The sequence below is a fragment of the Clostridium pasteurianum BC1 genome, assembly GCF_000389635.1.
GTDB lineage: Bacteria > Bacillota > Clostridia > Clostridiales > Clostridiaceae > Clostridium_I > Clostridium_I pasteurianum_A.
Genome location: NC_021182.1, coordinates 2,452,479 through 2,471,055, shown reverse-complemented (window position 1 = coordinate 2,471,055; position 18,577 = coordinate 2,452,479). Strand labels below are relative to the sequence as shown.

Here is an 18,577-nt window from a genome sequence, read left to right as displayed (position 1 = left end):
GACATTAGACTGGCTGCAAGCAGCCAGTCTAAAATATCTACTATTTAACTTTCATATCACTAGAAGCTATATAGCCTGTTTTTTCAATTAGGGCTTTATTGCTTGAAATATAATCAATAAATGCCTTAGCCACTCCTGTAGCTTCTCCCTTTGTATACATATGTTCATATGACCAGAAAGGATATTTTCCTGAAGTTATGTTTGCCGCTGTTGGATCTACTCCAGCTACTTTAACTTCTTTTATGTCATTCTTAACAGCATCAGTTAAATAAGATAAAGCTAAGTAACTTATGCTTCCTGATGTCTTTGACATAGCTGTTTGAACTGCACCATTTGAATCCTGAGTAGTTCCTACACTATCGTTTTCCTTAGTTCCATCTAAAACTGTTTTAGTAAATGTAGCTCTAGTACCAGAACCGCTTGTTCTGTGAACAACATTTATAGGTAAATTCTTTCCACCTACTTGATTCCAATTTGTTACCTTACCAGTAAATATATCTTGTATTTGAGCTTTAGTAAGATCAGTAACATCTACATCCTTACTTGTAACTACTGCAAAACCAATAACGCAAACTTTGTGATCCACTAAGCCTTTAGCTAAATTTGCATCTTTTTCCTCAGCAAAAATATCTGAATTTCCGATATCTACTGCTCCCTGGCTTACCTGTGTTAATCCAGTTCCACTACCGCCACCTTGTACATTTACTGTTGCATCCGGATTTTTTGCTTTAAATCCATCTACTGCCTTTTCTGCCAAAGGTTGAAGAGCTGTAGATCCTGAAAGTGTTATTGAACCTGAAACCGCTTGTGTTGAACTTGAAGAATTACTTGAATTACCAGTAGCATTATTTGAAGAACTGCTGCTGTTTCCACATCCAGCAAACAATCCAGCAACCACTGTAATTGCTATCGCTGTCACCACAAGTTTAAGTTTTTTACTTTTCATAAGGGTACCTCCATTCAAACTATAAAAAATATTGTTATCATTTATCTTACAAAGTAATAATATCAGAATAACGTTAATATAATATTATACCTTTGTTAATATAATTTAACATTCCAATTTTATACAGTAAATTTATTTATACTAACAACTATATTTTCTGTATTTTTTCCCATTTTATCTATAATATTATTCATATTTTTTGTACCATCACATTGCTCTACTACTACTTGTTTTACTGCTTCTATTGACTCATTGAAATCCTCACAAGCTTCTTTAACTTCATTTAACTTTTCATACATAGAATCATTTTTATCATTTAGGTCCTCTATGCTCTTATCTACCTCATCTATGTAATTAACTATACCTTCTGTAGAATTAAGCATATTATTATAGTTATCTATGGTATTCTTCACAAATTGAGATTGAGATAATGTAACCTGCCTTGCATTTTGTATTTTTTCCTCAGCAGAATACATATCTAAATTTAATGATTCTACAATTTCCTCTATTTTATTCATTTGCAAAAAAATATTTTGAGATAATTTCTTTATTTCAATAGCCACTACATTAAATCCTCTTCCTATTTCTCCATATCTTCCTGCTTCTATGGATGCATTTAAAGAAAGTATATGTGTCTGTTTTGATATATTTGTTACTGCTCCTACTATGTTTGTTATATTTTTTAAATTGTCATTTAATTTTTTAAAGGAGTCACTGGCATCATTCATTCTCATATTTGACTCTATATTAACATTTTTCAATTCATCTATAGTATAAATTCCCCGTTTATTTATTTCCCGAATTTTAGTTGCCTCCTCTAAAACTTTTCCTGATTGATCTTTAATGTTTAAAAGTTTGTCTTTTATTTTGCTAAATGAATTAAAACTCCATTCAACTGCATTAAACATCTTCATAGTATCTTTTGATATATTTTCAGTACTTTTATTTATTATTTCCATACCTGTAACAGTATCCTGTTGAGCACTTTTTACTATACTATTTATATGTATAAGACCCTTAATGGTATTCTTTATCTCAATTAAAAGATTTTTTAAATCAAGGGTCATATTATTAAAGCTTAAAGTAAGTTTTCCAACTTCATCTTTAGATTTTATTTCATTTATTACAGTAAGATTTCCCTTTGATATCTCGTGAGTATTTTTAATTAATAAATTCATTGGTTCAAAAATCTTTCTGATTATTACATTTAAAGACAGAGTTATTACTATAATCAACATTAAACTCAATATTATTATAACTGTACCTATAGCCTTTGGTGCTCTTTCAATTTCATTTTGTCCCACTGTAAGAACTACCATGGCATTTAATTCATGTATACTTGTAGAATTTGAGAAGTATTTTTTGCCATCGTAATTATATTCTATTTCCTTTGAATTTTTAGAACCTAAAAATTTTTTATCTTTAGACAGATTATAAATAGGCTTAATATCTACCTTTTTATTAATATCTCTTTTTATAGGACTATATATGGTATTTTGAGATCCATCTACAATAAATGCATAGCCTGAATTCAAAAATTTAAAATTGTCAAGTTTGCTAGAAAAATAATCAGTAAAAATATTCTTGCCAACAAGTCCAATTATATTTCCCTTATCATCCTTTATAGATTGTACAAAAGTAACTACTGGCTTAATTGATATTACTGAAGTATATACACTACTCATAACGCTTTTCCCTGTTAAAGCTTGCTGAATATAGTCATTATTACTTAAATCAAATCTCAAAAAACCATCATTACTGCAAGTAATAACTAATCCATTTTTATCTGTAACAAATATATTTTCATTGTATTTATTTAAAGCTGCATACTGTTTAAGATTATTCCTAAGTTTTTCTACATCACCGCCATAATTCTTTTGAAAAACTTCTTTTGTATTACTGGCATTTTCAAGTGCAACTTTATTTACATCAATATCAGAAGTTGTCTTTCCCACATCACTAGTTTGTATTAATATCAAACTATCAAAATTATCACTTATTTCCTGAGATAGAATCTTCATGTTTTCTTTACTCATATCTAACATTTTATTATAAGTTATGAAATATATAATTCCCCCTACCAATAGCATAACTAATATTATAGCTAAAGATACAATTCCTATTATTTTTAAAGATATAGACTTTCTAAAATTTAATGCTGCTATGGATTTTTTTAATTTCAATATTAATATAGGTTCTTTAAATTTCAGCATTGATACAGTTTTCTTAAATTTTTTCATGCAGTATCTCCCCTTTAATGAGTAGTAATTAACAACTAAATATTAACCTATTTATGTTAATTCAATTTTAGCCAGTATTAATTACATGTTAATTATAAAAGATAATTCATCTAAGTTTAGTGATATAAAAAACTCATAGTAATTAAATTTATTTATCCGATGACTATCCACTCTAATACTCCCACCGCACTCTATGAAAGCGATTCAAACAAAATCTTTGATTTTGTTTGAATCGCTTTTCTAAAGGTGAAGATAACCGCCACACGTTCCTGGATAATTCATCTAAACTTAGTGGTAATACAAACTCACACTAAGTAAGATTCATTGATAATGGCAATTTTATAACAAACTTACTTCCCTTACCCAGTTCACTTTTCACTTCAATAGTTCCACCAAAGTTTAAAACTATATGTTTCACAATGGCAAGGCCTAAACCAGTTCCTCCCTTTGCTCTAGAGCGTGCTTTATCTACTCTATAGAACCTTTCAAAAAGTCTCTTAATATGTTCCTGTGATATACCTAAGCCAGTGTCTTCAACGTATATAATGCATACATCATTCTCTATAATTGAGGACATATAGACACTATCATTATTTTCAGAATACTTTATGGCATTATCAACTAAATTAATTAGCATCTGTTTAAATCTATCTTTATCTCCTAAAAGCTTTATGCGTGAATTTTCCACAACAGATAAAGATATATTCTTATTTTCAGCTGTATTTTTCATTAAATTATACACATTGTCTACTATCTCATCTACAAAAAACACTTCCTGCTTCATTTTCTTTTGTGCTTCTATGTGTGATAGACTTAGAATATCATTTATTAACCTAGTTAACCTCTCTACTTCCTCATCAATTATATCTAAAAATTGAATTCTCTTTTCATTATCTTTGACATATTTTAAGGTTTCCGTAAATCCTTTTATTGATGTTAAAGGTGTTTTTAATTCATGAGAAACATTTGCCACAAACTGAGACCTCATATTTTCAAGTTTTCTAATATCAGTTATATCTTGAAATACTGCTACTTTACCAATATTTTTTTCCTCATCAACTATATCTGCAGTTTTAATTCTAATAACTTTCTCCTGCGGCCACAATATTTTAATTTCCTTAAATCCATTAGAACCAGATTTAAATACATCTTCAATTTCAAAATCTCTAATGCTGTCCATTAGACTTTCACCTATAATATTTTTTTCTATACCAAATAACATTTCAGCATAGGGATTAATCATTATAACTTTACGTTTTCTGTCTACTGCAACAACTCCACTTTCCATACTTTTTAGTATGGCCTCAATTCTATTTTGTTTATCTAATGAATCCTTCATGGTAAGTTTCAATTTTTCTGCCATATTATTAAATTTTTTCCCAAGACTACCTAATTCATCATCAGAATCAATCATGATAGTTTTTTTGATTTCTCCTCTATCTACCATATCCGCAATAGTCTCTAAATCCTTTATTGGTTTTATAATAATATTAGATAATTTTTTTGCAAACCATAAAGATACTAAAAAGGTTATTAATATCATGAGAGAATAATATCTTAAGTAAGACATTTTTAATGTTTCTATAAAATTCAATGGTTGTGCACTTCTAATAATATAATCATTATATTTAATTGCAGCATACATAACATTTTTGTTTAATGTATTACTATATCTTATAGCGTAAGAATCATTATTTTCTTTAGCCGTACTAATTTCAAAATAGGAATTTTCGCTGGATTTTTTAAAATCTTTATCTGAATTAAACATAATATTATTATATTTATCTATAAAAGTAACGCTTATATTAGAATTGCCATATTCTTCATTTAGAAATTCTCTGTTTTTACTTACATTATTAGGATCAAGAATTTTTATAATAAATTCATTATTGCTCTTAAGACTTGATTTAGTGTTTTGTTCATATTGATAATTGATTAGAGATATAAAAAGTAAAGTTACTATTATTAATGTAAAAAACACAGTTGCTAAGGTATAAAGTATAATCTTCTTTTTCATATTATTCCCCATTATAATTAAATCTATATCCAATACCTCTAATGGTTTCAATATATTTTGGATTTTTATCGTCATCTTCAATCTTCTGTCTTAAATGCCTTATATGTACATCAACGGTTCTAGTTTCCCCCATATATTCATATCCCCAAACCTTATCCAGTAAAAAGTCTCTAGTCATAACTCTTCCCTTATTTTTTATAAGAATCTGAAGTAATTCAAATTCTTTTAAAGTTAATTCTACTTTTTTATTTTGTTTTATCACTTCATGTTTTTGAAAGTCAATATTTATGTCAGCAATTGCATAAGTATCATCATGATATTGAGTTTTTGCTCTCCTTAACATGGCCTTTACTCTTGCCATCATTTCTCTTATAGAAAATGGTTTCGTTATATAATCATCTGCCCCCAGTTCAAGCCCCAATATTTTATCAATTTCTTCACTTTTAGCTGTAATCATAATTACAGGTACAGTTGAAATAGAAGGATCTTTTCTTATCTCCCTGCAAACATCATAACCATCCAATCCAGGAAGCATTAAATCCAATAGTATAAGTTGAGGAATCTCACTCTTAGCAAGTTTAACTGCGTCATTTCCATTATTAGCACATATTACTTTATAACCATTGTTCTCTAAATTAAATTTTATTAGTTCTATAATATGTTCTTCATCATCTACAATTAATATTTTTTCTCCAGCCATAAAACTGTACCTCCAATATCATCACTTCATATATATAAAAGAATACATTCTCCCATAATTCACCTTTTGTTTCCTATAGGAGAAGAGCTCATATCTATCATTACAAAATGTACAAATATTTAAACTTTTTATATTTTCTTTAAGAACTCCAATTTTTACAAGTTGCCTTAGTATGCAAGCCTCTAGATTAAGTTTACCATTATTATAAAATTTTATGTTTTTATATATGTCTTTTTCATAAAATTTTTCAGCTATATCTTTTCCAAATTCGTAACAGCATTCCCTATTATGAGGACCTATATAAACTTTAATGTCCTTTACATCTACAGAATACATATCTACAATTCTTTTTATAGTCTTATATACAATTTCGAGAAATGTACCTTTCCAACCGCTGTGTACCGCCGCTATTATAGATCTATCTTTACTATAAATTAAAACTGGCACACAATCAGCAGTAAATACTCCAATTGCCACATTGGGCTTGTCCGTAATTATTGCATCACCTTCATGAACAATACCATCATATAAATATATTTTATCACTATGAGTCTGTTTAAGATAACCTACCTCCTCAACTTGAAACCACTTTTTTATATTTTCAAGATTTTCTATTCCTTCAGAAGTTGACATATTAAAATCTAGATTATTCTTTGCAGTAGAAAAATTAATTCTTATATTGTCATCTTCAAAATTTATAAATTGGTAATTATCAACGGTAATATTCATTTTCCACCTCTATTATATTAGCATATATAGTACTTTTAAAATTTAAATTTAATATTATTAACAAGAATTTAACAGTAAAACTCATTATTTTGATTTTTTATTTGTTAATAGATTACTTATTTCTTTCATAAAGGTATTGATATCTTTAAATTGTCTATATACTGATGCAAATCTTACATAGGCAACTTCATCTATTTCCTTTAATTTTTCCATTATAACTCCACCAATCATATCAGATTTTACCTCTGTTAACATCTCATTACTAAGACTCTTCTCCACTTCACTAGCAATATCCTCTATTTGCTTTCTAGATATAGGTCTTTTTTGGCATGCCTTTATAAGTCCGCTAATTATCTTGGATTTATCAAAGAATTCTCTACTTGAATCTTTTTTTATTACAAGAATAGGAATATCTTCTACCTTTTCATAGGTAGTATATCTTTTATTGCATTGTAAGCATTCTCTTCTTCTTCTAATAGCCATATTGTCTTCTGTAGATCTAGAATCAATCACTTTACTGTCTTCAAATCCGCAAAATGGGCATTTCAATATTTCCACGTCCTTTGTATAGAATAATACATATATTATACACTTAAAGTCCTAAAATCTTCAATCATTATTGTATAGTATATCTCTTCCATCTATTAAAATAACATCAACTCCTATCTTAGTTATTTTAGACCATGGAATTTCTATGTCGCTATTTTTTGAGAACCACCCGGAATTTTGATTTGGTACTAAAATAGAGATAATTTTATAATTATCACAATCCACTACCAAATCTTTTATATATCCTAGTTTACAGCCTGTATTTATATCTATTATTTCCATGGATCTTAAGCTATTTAAAGAATACATACCATTTTCCATTATTATATCCCCCTTACATAAATGAATCTTACTTAGGCATCTGAAAATAAATAGTAAGTCAAAGATGTCACGTGTATTTTGAATGATACAAGGAAACAGGTTCTGATGATAGTGATGCTATCTGAAGGTTCTGTTGACGTAGTAGACTTCAAAATAGGCTAGCATACTGACTAGTTATTTATTTACGATGCCTTATACTAAATTATATTATATAAACTTCATATAATTACTTTATTATCAGTAATTTATCTGATTTTTAATAATAATAAAAGATCGCTATTATTTCTATTTCATAGCGATCTTTCATATTAATACTTATATCTCCTTAATCCTCTTTCACTTAACTTTTAAATATTTTATACATATTTTCTCATATGCCTTAAAGCTGTTTTTTCAAGTCTTGAAACTTGAGCTTGAGATATTCCTATTTCATCTGCAACCTCCATTTGTGTTCTTCCATCAAAAAATCTCATATTTAATATAAGTTTTTCCCTATCATTTAATTTTTTCATAGCTTCCTTTATAGATATATTTTCAAGCCAGCTATCATCTAGATTTTTACTATCACTAATTTGATCCATCACATATATGGCATCTCCTCCATCATGATATATAGGTTCAAATAAAGATATAGGATCTTGAATAGCATCTAAGGCAAATATAACCTCTTCTCTTGGAACATTAAGTTCTTTTGCAATCTGAGAAACTGTTGGTTCTTTATTGTTCTTAGCAATTAGCCTATCTCTTACCTGTAATGCTCTATAGGCAATATCTCTAAGAGATCTACTAACCCTTATAGAATTATTATCCCTTAAATATCTCCTTATTTCACCTATTATCATAGGAACTGCATATGTAGAGAACTTAACATTCTGACTTAAATCAAAGTTATCTATAGATTTTATTAATCCAATACATCCAACTTGAAATAAATCATCTGCATTTTCCCCTCGATTATTAAATCTTTGTATAACACTTAATACTAACCTTAAATTTCCTCTTATAAATTTCTCTCTACAAGTTCTATTGCCATTTTTCATCTGCAGCAAAAGTTCTCTCATTTCTTTTTCTTTTAATACTGGAAGTTTCGAAGTATTAACGCCGCATATTTCTACTTTATTGATCATCAATCTCATCAGCCCCTTTAGAATAATAGCATTTAAATTATTCCCTTGAAAAACTGATTTTATACTAAAGACAACCTTACAACATTTTTTTAATTTCTTTTTTTAGCCTCTTTATAATTCTCTTTTCAAGTCTAGAAATATAGGATTGAGAAATTCCAAGCATATCTGCAACCTCCTTTTGTGTCTTCTCTCCCTTACCATTCAAACCATACCTCAATTCCACTATTTCCTTTTCTCTCATCGTTAATTTTTTCATTGCTATTATTAGAAGTTGTTTATCTACTTCATCTTCAATCAGATTGTATACTGCATCATTTTCTGTTCCCAATATATCTGATAGTAATAACTCATTTCCATCCCAATCAATATTAAGTGGCTCATAGAATGATATTTCAGCTTTAACTTTACTATTCCTTCTTAAATACATTAATATTTCATTTTCTATGCATCTTGAGGCATAAGTTGCCAATTTAATTTTTTTATCTGGATTAAAAGTATTTACAGCTTTTATCAATCCAATTGTTCCTACAGAAATTAAATCCTCCACGCCCACACCTGTATTTTCAAATTTTCTAGCTATATAAACCACCAATCTTAAATTTCTTTCAATAAGAGTAGATCGTACACTTTCATCACCATCTACTAATTTATTTACCAAATCATTTTCTTCATCCTTAGTAAGAGGTGGTGGCAAAGCATCGTTTCCTCCAATATACATTACTTTTTTCGCAAAAATTTTAAATTTTACTAATATCCTATTAAACAATACTATTAACCACATACCCATTTCCCCCAATACTAAATAATTCCTCTTGATAATAAAGCATTATAATCATTTAAGTCACTGAGCTTAGTATCGCAAACAGCAACAATTAATTCAGTTTTTTCAAAAATGTTATTTTTACAAATATTTACGTCAACTGGTTTAAATCCTTTTAGAAAACCACCTGAGCCATCTACAACTTTAAATGGTATGTAAAATACTTCTTTTGATTTTATATTTATGTCAGATAAAATATCCTTTTCAACAATCATAACAGGAAGATTAGTTACTGGCTCTCTAAGTTCATTTCCCGTATCCAGAAAGGCTTTTACTCTTTTCTTTTTTTCACCAAATACTATATCCACATCATATATAAAATTAAAAATTTCCTTACGATCTTTAACAAATATAACAATTCTATGCAGTACCATATACAAAATCATTAGTGTACATAGAATATATTTATAAGAAAAAGTAGGCATATTATCAAAGGTTAAACCTTTACTAAAGTATAATTCTATAAAAATACAACAACCTGCAGTCATCATTGCATATAAAATAAATATACCCGCTGCTTTAATATTAAATAGTATATTGCTCTTTCTAAAAGTTATTAATATCATCACTGCGGCAACAAGAAACTTTAAAAATATAGAAATAAAAAATTTAGGAACGGGATATATAATAGTCAGAACATATAGACTTCCCAAAAAACCAGCTATAAATAAATATCTTAGTTTAACCTTTACTTTTAATGTTTGAGAAGTTACGTACAATAAAAACATATTAACAATTAAATTTTCAATTATAAGTACATCTAAAAATACAACCATATTAATCCCCCTTTTAGAGTTTATTATATAACTTAATTCTATAAAATTTTGTCACTTTGTAACTTCTAAGCAGCATTTTTTATTTCTTAAATATGCCAGTTTATAATAAATAACTTCAATTAAGTTCATTCTCATACAAAAATTTTATAAAAAAATATAATAAATGCTATAAAAATTGATTTAGGCATATGAAAATAAATAATAGATCAAAGATGCGACGTATAATTTAAATTAAACAAGGAAACAGGTTCTGATGATAGTGGGCTATCAGAGGGTTCTGTTGACGCAGTAGAATTTAAATTATACTAGCATACTGGCCTATTTATTTTTTGAATATGCCTTAAAATATTTAAACAAAAAAATAAGAGATTGTAACTATAAGCTATTTAAAAATTTATAGTTACAATCTCTTATCAATAACAAAAACACTGTTTTATCTTAGAAATCACATTCTAAAATAAAACAGTGTTTTAATCTACAATTTTCCCTTATGTTGTCTTCTAAGAAATGCTGGAACATCTAAATCATTCTGCTTAATATTTGACGAATAATCCACTGTGCTTGCAACTTCTTGTTCTGGTTTTTTAATTTCTTCTTTAATATTATTTATAAAAGTAGTCTCTGTTCTATCACTTTCAAATCCCGTAGCAATTACAGTTATTCTCAATTCATCCTTTAAATTTTCATCAATAACTGCACCAAAAATTATATTTGCATCAGGATCTGCTGCTTCCTGAACAATTTGTGCAGCCTCATTTATTTCAAGCAGTCCCAAATCTTCTCCTCCTGTTACATTGAGAAGCACACCAGTTGCTCCAACAATTGAAGTTTCTAGTAAAGGACTTGATATAGCCTCCTTTGCTGCATCTGCAGCTCTTGTATCGCCAGTACCAGATCCTACTCCCATATGAGCAAGTCCCTTGTCTAGCATTACAGTTCTCACATCAGCAAAGTCAAGATTAACTAGTCCTGGTATTGTTATAAGGTCTGATATACCCTGAACACCTTGTCTCAAAACATCATCAGCAAATTTAAATGATTCAACCAATGTAGTCTTTTTATCCACAATTGAAAGAAGTCTTTCATTAGGAATAGTTACTAAAGTATCTACTCTTTCCTTTAAACTTTTTATACCGCCTTCAGCATGAATCATTCTTTTTCTTCCTTCAAAAGGAAAAGGTTTTGTTACAACTCCCACTGTAAGTATACCCATAGATTTAGCTACTTCTGCAACCACAGGTGCCGCCCCAGTTCCAGTTCCGCCACCCATACCAGCTGTTATAAATACCATATCTGCTCCTTTAATGGCTTCTGATATTTCATCTTTACTCTCTTCTGCAGCTTTTTGGCCTATTTCAGGATTTGCACCTGCTCCAAGACCTTTGGTAAGCTTATCTCCTATTTGTATTTTTTGTGAAGCTTGGGAAAGTGCTAAAGCTTGTTTATCTGTATTTATAGCAATAAACTCTACATTTTTAAGTCCTTCTATAATCATTCTATTAACGGCGTTATTTCCTCCACCACCACATCCTATAACTTTTATCTGCGCAAATTGTTGAACATCAACATCAAAATCAAGCACAATATTACCTCCTCATTAGAAAAAATCTGCAAGAAAATTTCTCACTTTTGATAAGACACTTGTATTTTCATAATTTTTTTTATTACTTTGATTCCAAATACTATCATTTTCTGTTTCCTCATGATCACTACCTAAGATTTCACCTTGCTTAAAAATATCTGAGGCATCTTTTACAATACCAACTGCTGCAGCATATATAGGATTAGCAGCACCTACATATTTAGGCGATCCAATTCTAACAGGTTTTTTAAATATGGTTTTTGATAAATCTATGACTCCCTTAATAGATGAAATTCCACCTCCAACAAATACAACATCAGTAATTTCCTCAAAATGTCCACTTTTAATTATTTCATTTCGAGTAAGTGTTATTAATTCTTCCACTCTAGCTTCTATAATTTCCCTTAAAAAATTATAATTTACCGTTATTTCTTCATTATAGGATGATTTAATATTGAAATCACCTTTTTCTGAGTCTATAGAATTATCTAATAAATTCGCATATTTAATCTTAAATTTTTCCGCTTCACTCAATGGTATCTTGAGACCTAATGATATATCATTAGTTATACTATTACCACCTAATGGTATTATTGATGTAAAACATACATTATCATTTTTTATTATAGTTACATCTATTATCTCTGCGCCCACATCTACTAACGCAACTCCCATTTCTCTTTCTTCTTGCATTAATACAACTTTAGCAGTTGCTTTTGGTTGAAGACAAATGCCATTAACCTCAATTCCTGCTTTATTTACGCTCTTAATAAGATTATTAACTATAGTGGTTTGTGCCACAAGTACCTCTGCTTCTACTTCTAATCTTAATCCACTCATTCCAACTGGATCTTTAATGTTATCATAGCCATCAATAATAAATTGCTGTGGTTCAATACCTATAATTTCCTTATCAGATGAAACTGATATTAGTTTAGCAGCCTCTAAAACTCTATCAACATCACTCTTTCTTATTTCTCTATCTTCAGAAGATATGGCAACTATTCCGGTATTATGTACAAGTTTACTTATTCCTCCAGGAAGTGAAATATAAGCTTCTTTTATTTCAATATCTACCATTCTTTCAAGCTTTTTTACACATTCCCTTATAGATTCTGCTGAATTGTCAATATCAACTACAACAGCTTTTTTTAATCCACGACAAGCAACAGATGTAACACCAAGTATTGTAAGTTCCCCATTTTTATTGAATCTGCCTACTGCCGCACAAATCTTTGAAGACCCGATATCTATTCCTACTAAATAATCATTCATACAGTTTCCCCCCCTATAAGAGAACCCTTTCCTTAACTATATTCAACACATAATTTATTTTTCCTCTTTTTTTTAAAATTTATTTTATGATTTCATTTAATTTTTAAATATAAATATTCATCTCTAAACTTCATAAATATTAGATAATACTTCTATCTTCAATTGATAAATAATCATAAAAACATTGATAAAATTTAATTCTCTCTATAAGAGTTTTAAAAGTAAATATATAAATATTCCAAGGTATAAACACCAGGGAAAACAAAAAGAGGCAAGTATTACCTATGCCCCTTATTCTTAATTAATTTGCTTTCTCAAATTCCTTTATATCTACACTTCGTGTATGTAAAGTATGACTCCATTCTTTATCATTTCTATTCAAAATTCCTTGAATAGATATAGGTAACCAGGTTATAGCATAAATAGGTAATACAATATAATAAAGTAAAATTTTCAAATTGATTTTTTTATCTAGCAATAGTAAGAAAGGAGTATACAAATACATTATCAAAGCCATTAATCCTGTCAATTTAGTAAACAAACTACCACTTGAATTATCTACAAGTGTCTGAACATTAAACAGATAATCATAAGCACCTATGCCCAATTTAGCTATTCCAATTACCGTTGATATACCCATTAAAATAAACAATACAGGTTGTATAGTATAAATTGCACAATCAATAGCTGTAAAATTTCTTTCTACTATACCCTTTTTAAGTAGTTTAAAAAAATATCTTCCTGATACATCGGCATAACCTTGCATCCATCTTTTTCTTTGCTTCCAGGATTGAATTAATGTAAGCGGTTTTTCATCATAAACTACTGCATCATAAGCAAATCCAACCTTATATCCATTATTTACCAGTTTACAGGTGAATTCCAAATCTTCAGTTAAACAGGTTGCTCCCCAGCCCAACTTTTCAAGAATTTTTGTATCAATACAACATCCTGTACCACCTAATTGACTAGATATGCCTAAGTTATCTCTAGAATGTTGAAACATTCTATTATTTGCCCAAAAGGATATAGAATAACTTCCAGTAATCCAAGTATCCTGTGGATTTTTACTATCTAAATAGCCCTGAACTACCTTATATCCTTCACAAAGTTTTTTATTCATTTCATTTAAAAAATTTTTACAGGCTATATTGTCTGCATCAAAAATCACTACCGCATCGTAATTCTTTCCCATTTTAAATATTTTTCCAAACATCCACTCCAATGCAAAACCTTTTCCTCTTTTTTCTTTATTAAACCTTTCATAGACTAAAGCGCCACTTTTTCTAGCCTTTTTTGCTGTATTATCGGTACAATTGTCTGCGATTACAAATGTATCATACATATCTTTAGGATAATCCAGCCTGCTCAAGCTAACAACTATATCGCTGATAACAGCCTCTTCATTGTGTGCCGCCACTATTAAAGCAAAAGTCTTTTTGGGTTTTATGGAACTAGAATCCTTTTTTTTGTAGAAACCAAATAAAGAAATAAATAGACAATATGCAGAAAAAATAAATACAAAACCTGTTAAGGCGCGTGAACCAATAAGAATTATATTTTTAAGTTCATTCACTATGTATCCCCCCTAAACAAAGTTATTTTAGCACAAAAATATTTTAATTACTATAAGAAAATACTAAAAATATTTTAAATTACAACAACCTCGTGACTAATACCATTAATATATATTATATCCACTTTACCTTATATTTAAAATTATTTTTTTTATGCAAGTACTGAATTCTTAATTTAAAACTTATTTTAGCACAATTCTTAGTATAAATATTTATATAATATTTATATTAAAACATCAATAATTTTGAAATAAGTTCTCTGTCCACACTATAAGTTAAAGCAGATTCCTGTGATATAATACCTCTTTTATATAATTCAGTCAAAGACATATCCATTGTTTTCATACCGTATTTATTACCAGTTTGTATAAGTGATTGTAATTGATGAGTTTTTCCTTCTCTTATAAGATTTTGTATTGCAGGAGTATTAATCATTATTTCAAGTGCTGCTACTCTACCTGTATTGTCTTCATTAGGTATTAACTGTTGAGATATTATACCCTTAAGTACTGCGGCAAGCTGAATTTTTATTTGCTGCTGCTGAAAAGGTGGAAATACATCTGTTATTCTGTCTATGGTTTTAGCTGCACCTATGGTGTGCAAAGTAGAAAACACAAGATGACCTGTTTCAGCCGCTGTAATAGCTATAGATATTGTCTCTAAGTCTCTCATCTCTCCAATCAAAATAACATCAGGATCCTCTCTTAAAATAGCCTTTAAAGCAGATGCATAGCTATAGCTATCCCTACCTATTTCTCTTTGATTTATAATTGACTTATTATGTTTATGCATGTATTCTATTGGATCTTCTAGCGTTATTATATGTGACTTTCTTGTAAAATTAATTTCATTTATCATGGCAGCAAGAGTAGTACTTTTGCCACTTCCCGTTGGCCCTGTAACTAAAATCAAACCTCTTTGTGCTTGAATCACATCATTTATAACTTTTGGGAAATTCAATTCTTTAAGTTCTGGTATTTTTAAACCTACATTTCTAATGGCAATAGCATCACTACCTCTCTGCTTATACGCATTAACTCTAAATCTCCCTATACCAGCTACAGAATAGGACAAATCTATTTCTCCTTTTTCACAGTATTCATTAAACTTAGATTGAAGTAATTCTCTCACATACTTTTCTGTATCAGTAGGAAGAAGCTTGTCTTCATCTATGGCATTTAGTTCACCATTTACTCTTATAACCGGTGGTACTCCAACAGTTATATGTAAATCTGATGCTTTATTATCTAATGTTAATTTCAATAGTTCATTCAGTTTTTTCAAGTTTAGTCCTCCATTACTTAAATTTATACTATATTAATTATATACTAAAATTAATATTTAGTAAAAAAAAATTAAGGATTAATATTAGAATTTTCATGGGAAATAATCATTTAGGCCTTAAAATATATTAATGCATTCACCGATTACATATTTACTAATTCTTAATCCTTAATTAACAATTCACCTGCCCAAGGCATTTAATTGACGATTCAATTTTTTTAATGCTCTTTTTTCAATTCTAGAAACATAAGATCTAGAAATACCTAATAAACTTGCTATTTCTCTTTGAGTCTTCGCCCTTCCGTCTTTTAATCCATATCTCATTAAAATAATTAATCGTTCTCTTCCCTTTAAGCAGTTGTCTATTTCTTCATAAAGCTTTTTTACTTGAATTCTATTTTCTACAATTTCTATAACAGAATCCTCTTCGCTGCTCAAAATATCCATTAATGATATTTCATTACCCTCTTTATCAACGCCAATTGGATCTTGAAGATATACTTCACCTTTTGTTTTTTTATTATTCCTTATTAACATTAATATTTCATTTTCTATACACCTAGCCGCAAAAGTTGCAAGTCTAGTTCCTTTGGAATCATCATAAGAGTCAATGGCTTTGATAAGTCCTACAGTTCCTATAGATATTAAATCATCAGAATCTTTCCCTGAATAAGAATATTTTTTTACAATGTGAGCTACTAATCTTAAATTTCTTTCTACTAATATACCTTTAGCAAACTTATCTCCTTCTTTTAATTTGGTTAAGTAATATTTTTCTTCACCTTCCGTTAACGGCTTTGGAAATGAAGCACCATTTCCAATATAAGCTGTCAAAAAAATTATACTTCCAAACATATTTAATAAACAATATATTATAAACACATAGATGCCCCTCCCAATAATGCTTATTAATATATTATGTTCATTAACCAAAAAAGTGCATGTACTACAAAAACACAATTCTAAAAGAGAAAAATATTATGGCACATAGTGGATTAACTTTCTCTATTTGTTAAGTTCTTCCACTATCCTTTTAAATACAGGCACAGCTGTATCTCCGGCCTCTTCACTGGTTTTTATGTCTGGTACCTGTACTACAGCTGAATAGTATTTATCTTTTATCTTAAAGAATCCCACAAACCATCCATCAACATGCTTTTCTTTTTCAATTCTAGTGGAAGTTCCAGTTTTACCGCCGATATCATTATTAGGTACATAAGCCAATTGTGCTGTACCCTTTTTATCGGACACTACCTGTCTCATTTCTTCTTTCATTATACTTGCAGTATTGGTACTAAATACATTTCTACTTATAGCGTCTGGAGTATAAACCACTTTACCATTGCCATCTACATAATCTTCTATAATGCTGGGCTTAACATATACGCCATTATTAATAACCGTATTAGGGATACTTAATGCCTCTAAAGGAGTTATCCTAAATTTCTGCCCTATAGACATAAGACTTATATCTCCTACAGAATTAGGATCTAATTTTGGTATACCGTATTGTTCATAATTTAAGCTCAAAACTTTATCAAAGATTCCCTGTGCTTTTGCATATTTATATATATTATCATAGCCAGTAAGATTCCCTATTTTCATAAATGCTTCATTTGAAGATACTATATATGCTTCATCGGCTGTATAGCTTCCCGTTCTTCCCTCTTGATTGTATTTACCAGTATCCTGAAAGTGTTGTGTAGTAGTTATACTATTACTTTCAAGTGCAGCTTCTTCTACTATAGTCTTAAATATTGATCCTGGAAAAAGATATCCATATTCTATTCCTGCATTTTCATTACCCATATTTAGATTTTTTTGAGTTAATGACCTTATTTTACCAGTATCACTTTCCATAACTATTGCACTAATTTGATTATAGTTCTTAAATTCATCTTCATTTAGAACATTATTTACTTTATCATTCATCTTCTTATCAATAGTTAATTTTACATTTACTGAAGAATTACTTTTTATATCTCTAATATTTGTAAGATTTCCATACACGTCTCTCTCAAAAGCTTTTTCAGTGTAGGAATTATTTTTTAATCTATTTACAATTTCATATTCTAAGGAGTTTTTATCCTTATCCTTATTATTGTTATCCTTAATATTAGTTATTATATTGCTTATATCTGCCGCTTCACTACGGTCAACTTTATAGTATATATAGGCATAAAATCCATTTACATCTTTTATATTTTTAATCTTATTGTAGGTATCTTCATCAATTCTCCAATACAATTTCTGATTTTCTGTTTTAATACTAGCATTAAATAAATCGTAATCCTTGTTATAACTTCTTAAAGTATAGGTTAATGCTCTAAGATTATACATATTTGTATCGCTATTGTTCTTAAGAAATATGTATGGGTTTATTACTGCATAATATTCCTGCTGATACTTTAAAAGCTGCTCACCATTAGTGTCTAATACATTATAATTTAAATCTGTTGTCCTTTCAAAAGAAGTATTTTGAGCATTAAAGCTTGTCATAAGAGCAGCATTCTTAATACAGGCTATAGAATAGAGCTTATATATTAAAAAAATAAACATACTAAAAAAAATAATCAGAACTATTAAACATTTTTTACTTTTTATATTCACAAAAAAACACCTCACCCTAGTCTT

Annotated in this window: 16 protein-coding genes; all 16 read right to left on the bottom strand. The window is 28.9% G+C overall.

Translation table 11 applies throughout. The annotated features are described in order from the left end of the window. Nucleotides 1–40: 40 nt before the first annotated feature. The gene (locus CLOPA_RS11480) at nucleotides 41–946 is read right to left on the bottom strand and encodes a phosphate ABC transporter substrate-binding protein (RefSeq protein ID WP_015615600.1); all 906 of its coding nucleotides are present in this window, start codon (nucleotides 944–946) and stop codon (nucleotides 41–43) included. Between the two features lie 119 nt (nucleotides 947–1,065). Continuing rightward, nucleotides 1,066–3,186: a methyl-accepting chemotaxis protein gene (locus tag CLOPA_RS11475; protein ID WP_015615599.1), complete on the bottom strand. Its 2,121-nt coding sequence runs from the start codon at nucleotides 3,184–3,186 to the stop codon at nucleotides 1,066–1,068. A 310-nt stretch (nucleotides 3,187–3,496) separates the two neighbouring features. Then, nucleotides 3,497–5,203: an ATP-binding protein gene (locus CLOPA_RS11470; protein ID WP_015615598.1), complete on the bottom strand. Its 1,707-nt coding sequence runs from the start codon at nucleotides 5,201–5,203 to the stop codon at nucleotides 3,497–3,499. Between the two features lies 1 nt (nucleotide 5,204). Then, nucleotides 5,205–5,903, bottom strand: coding sequence for a winged helix-turn-helix domain-containing protein (locus CLOPA_RS11465; RefSeq protein WP_015615597.1), 699 nt, complete (start codon nucleotides 5,901–5,903; stop codon nucleotides 5,205–5,207). A 21-nt stretch (nucleotides 5,904–5,924) separates the two neighbouring features. Next, complete coding sequence (pgeF, locus tag CLOPA_RS11460) at nucleotides 5,925–6,632, bottom strand: peptidoglycan editing factor PgeF (RefSeq protein WP_015615596.1); 708 nt, start codon at nucleotides 6,630–6,632, stop codon at nucleotides 5,925–5,927. 84 nt (nucleotides 6,633–6,716) lie between these two features. Next, entirely contained in the window at nucleotides 6,717–7,181 is a 465-nt protein-coding gene (gene nrdR, locus CLOPA_RS11455; RefSeq protein ID WP_015615594.1) for a transcriptional regulator NrdR, read from the bottom strand. Between the two features lie 60 nt (nucleotides 7,182–7,241). Then, on the bottom strand, nucleotides 7,242–7,502 hold the full coding sequence (locus CLOPA_RS11450) for a YlmC/YmxH family sporulation protein (RefSeq protein WP_015615593.1): 261 nt from the start codon (nucleotides 7,500–7,502) through the stop codon (nucleotides 7,242–7,244). Nucleotides 7,503–7,858: 356 nt separating this feature from the next. Beyond that, nucleotides 7,859–8,632, bottom strand: coding sequence for an RNA polymerase sporulation sigma factor SigG (gene sigG, locus CLOPA_RS11445; RefSeq protein WP_041710869.1), 774 nt, complete (start codon nucleotides 8,630–8,632; stop codon nucleotides 7,859–7,861). 73 nt (nucleotides 8,633–8,705) lie between these two features. Next, nucleotides 8,706–9,410 (bottom strand): RNA polymerase sporulation sigma factor SigE, encoded by a 705-nt coding sequence (gene sigE, locus CLOPA_RS11440; RefSeq protein WP_015615591.1) that lies wholly within the window; start codon nucleotides 9,408–9,410, stop codon nucleotides 8,706–8,708. A gap of 17 nt (nucleotides 9,411–9,427) precedes the next feature. Next, a complete protein-coding gene (gene spoIIGA / locus CLOPA_RS11435; RefSeq protein WP_015615590.1) occupies nucleotides 9,428–10,225 on the bottom strand; it encodes a sigma-E processing peptidase SpoIIGA in 798 nt (265 codons plus the stop codon). A gap of 475 nt (nucleotides 10,226–10,700) precedes the next feature. Then, entirely contained in the window at nucleotides 10,701–11,807 is a 1,107-nt protein-coding gene (gene ftsZ, locus CLOPA_RS11430; RefSeq protein WP_015615589.1) for a cell division protein FtsZ, read from the bottom strand. 15 nt (nucleotides 11,808–11,822) lie between these two features. After that, nucleotides 11,823–13,082: a cell division protein FtsA gene (gene ftsA, locus CLOPA_RS11425; protein WP_015615588.1), complete on the bottom strand. Its 1,260-nt coding sequence runs from the start codon at nucleotides 13,080–13,082 to the stop codon at nucleotides 11,823–11,825. A gap of 301 nt (nucleotides 13,083–13,383) precedes the next feature. Beyond that, nucleotides 13,384–14,640 carry a glycosyltransferase family 2 protein gene (locus tag CLOPA_RS11420; RefSeq protein WP_431602577.1) on the bottom strand — a complete coding sequence of 419 codons (1,257 nt, stop codon included), beginning with the start codon at nucleotides 14,638–14,640 and terminating at the stop codon, nucleotides 13,384–13,386. 247 nt (nucleotides 14,641–14,887) lie between these two features. Then, on the bottom strand, nucleotides 14,888–15,943 hold the full coding sequence (locus CLOPA_RS11415) for a type IV pilus twitching motility protein PilT (protein WP_015615586.1): 1,056 nt from the start codon (nucleotides 15,941–15,943) through the stop codon (nucleotides 14,888–14,890). A 180-nt stretch (nucleotides 15,944–16,123) separates the two neighbouring features. After that, complete coding sequence (sigK, locus tag CLOPA_RS11410) at nucleotides 16,124–16,825, bottom strand: RNA polymerase sporulation sigma factor SigK (RefSeq protein WP_015615585.1); 702 nt, start codon at nucleotides 16,823–16,825, stop codon at nucleotides 16,124–16,126. A gap of 123 nt (nucleotides 16,826–16,948) precedes the next feature. Beyond that, nucleotides 16,949–18,442, bottom strand: coding sequence for a penicillin-binding transpeptidase domain-containing protein (locus CLOPA_RS11405; RefSeq protein ID WP_242834298.1), 1,494 nt, complete (start codon nucleotides 18,440–18,442; stop codon nucleotides 16,949–16,951). Nucleotides 18,443–18,577: the final 135 nt, after the last annotated feature.

Bases quoted from the DNA above. Each gene is read 5' to 3' on its own strand.
- CLOPA_RS11405 (WP_242834298.1), bottom strand. From the start codon at position 18,442: ATGACAAGCTTTAATGCTCAAAATACTTCTTTTGAAAGGACAACAGAT.
- sigE (WP_015615591.1), bottom strand. From the start codon at position 9,410: ATGTGGTTAATAGTATTGTTTAATAGGATATTAGTAAAATTTAAAATT.
- CLOPA_RS11470 (WP_015615598.1), bottom strand. From the start codon at position 5,203: ATGAAAAAGAAGATTATACTTTATACCTTAGCAACTGTGTTTTTTACA.
- CLOPA_RS11475 (WP_015615599.1), bottom strand. From the start codon at position 3,186: ATGAAAAAATTTAAGAAAACTGTATCAATGCTGAAATTTAAAGAACCT.
- CLOPA_RS11465 (WP_015615597.1), bottom strand. From the start codon at position 5,903: ATGGCTGGAGAAAAAATATTAATTGTAGATGATGAAGAACATATTATA.
- ftsA (WP_015615588.1), bottom strand. From the start codon at position 13,082: ATGAATGATTATTTAGTAGGAATAGATATCGGGTCTTCAAAGATTTGT.
- CLOPA_RS11480 (WP_015615600.1), bottom strand. From the start codon at position 946: ATGAAAAGTAAAAAACTTAAACTTGTGGTGACAGCGATAGCAATTACA.
- CLOPA_RS11450 (WP_015615593.1), bottom strand. From the start codon at position 7,502: ATGGAAAATGGTATGTATTCTTTAAATAGCTTAAGATCCATGGAAATA.
- spoIIGA (WP_015615590.1), bottom strand. From the start codon at position 10,225: ATGGTTGTATTTTTAGATGTACTTATAATTGAAAATTTAATTGTTAAT.
- pgeF (WP_015615596.1), bottom strand. From the start codon at position 6,632: ATGAATATTACCGTTGATAATTACCAATTTATAAATTTTGAAGATGAC.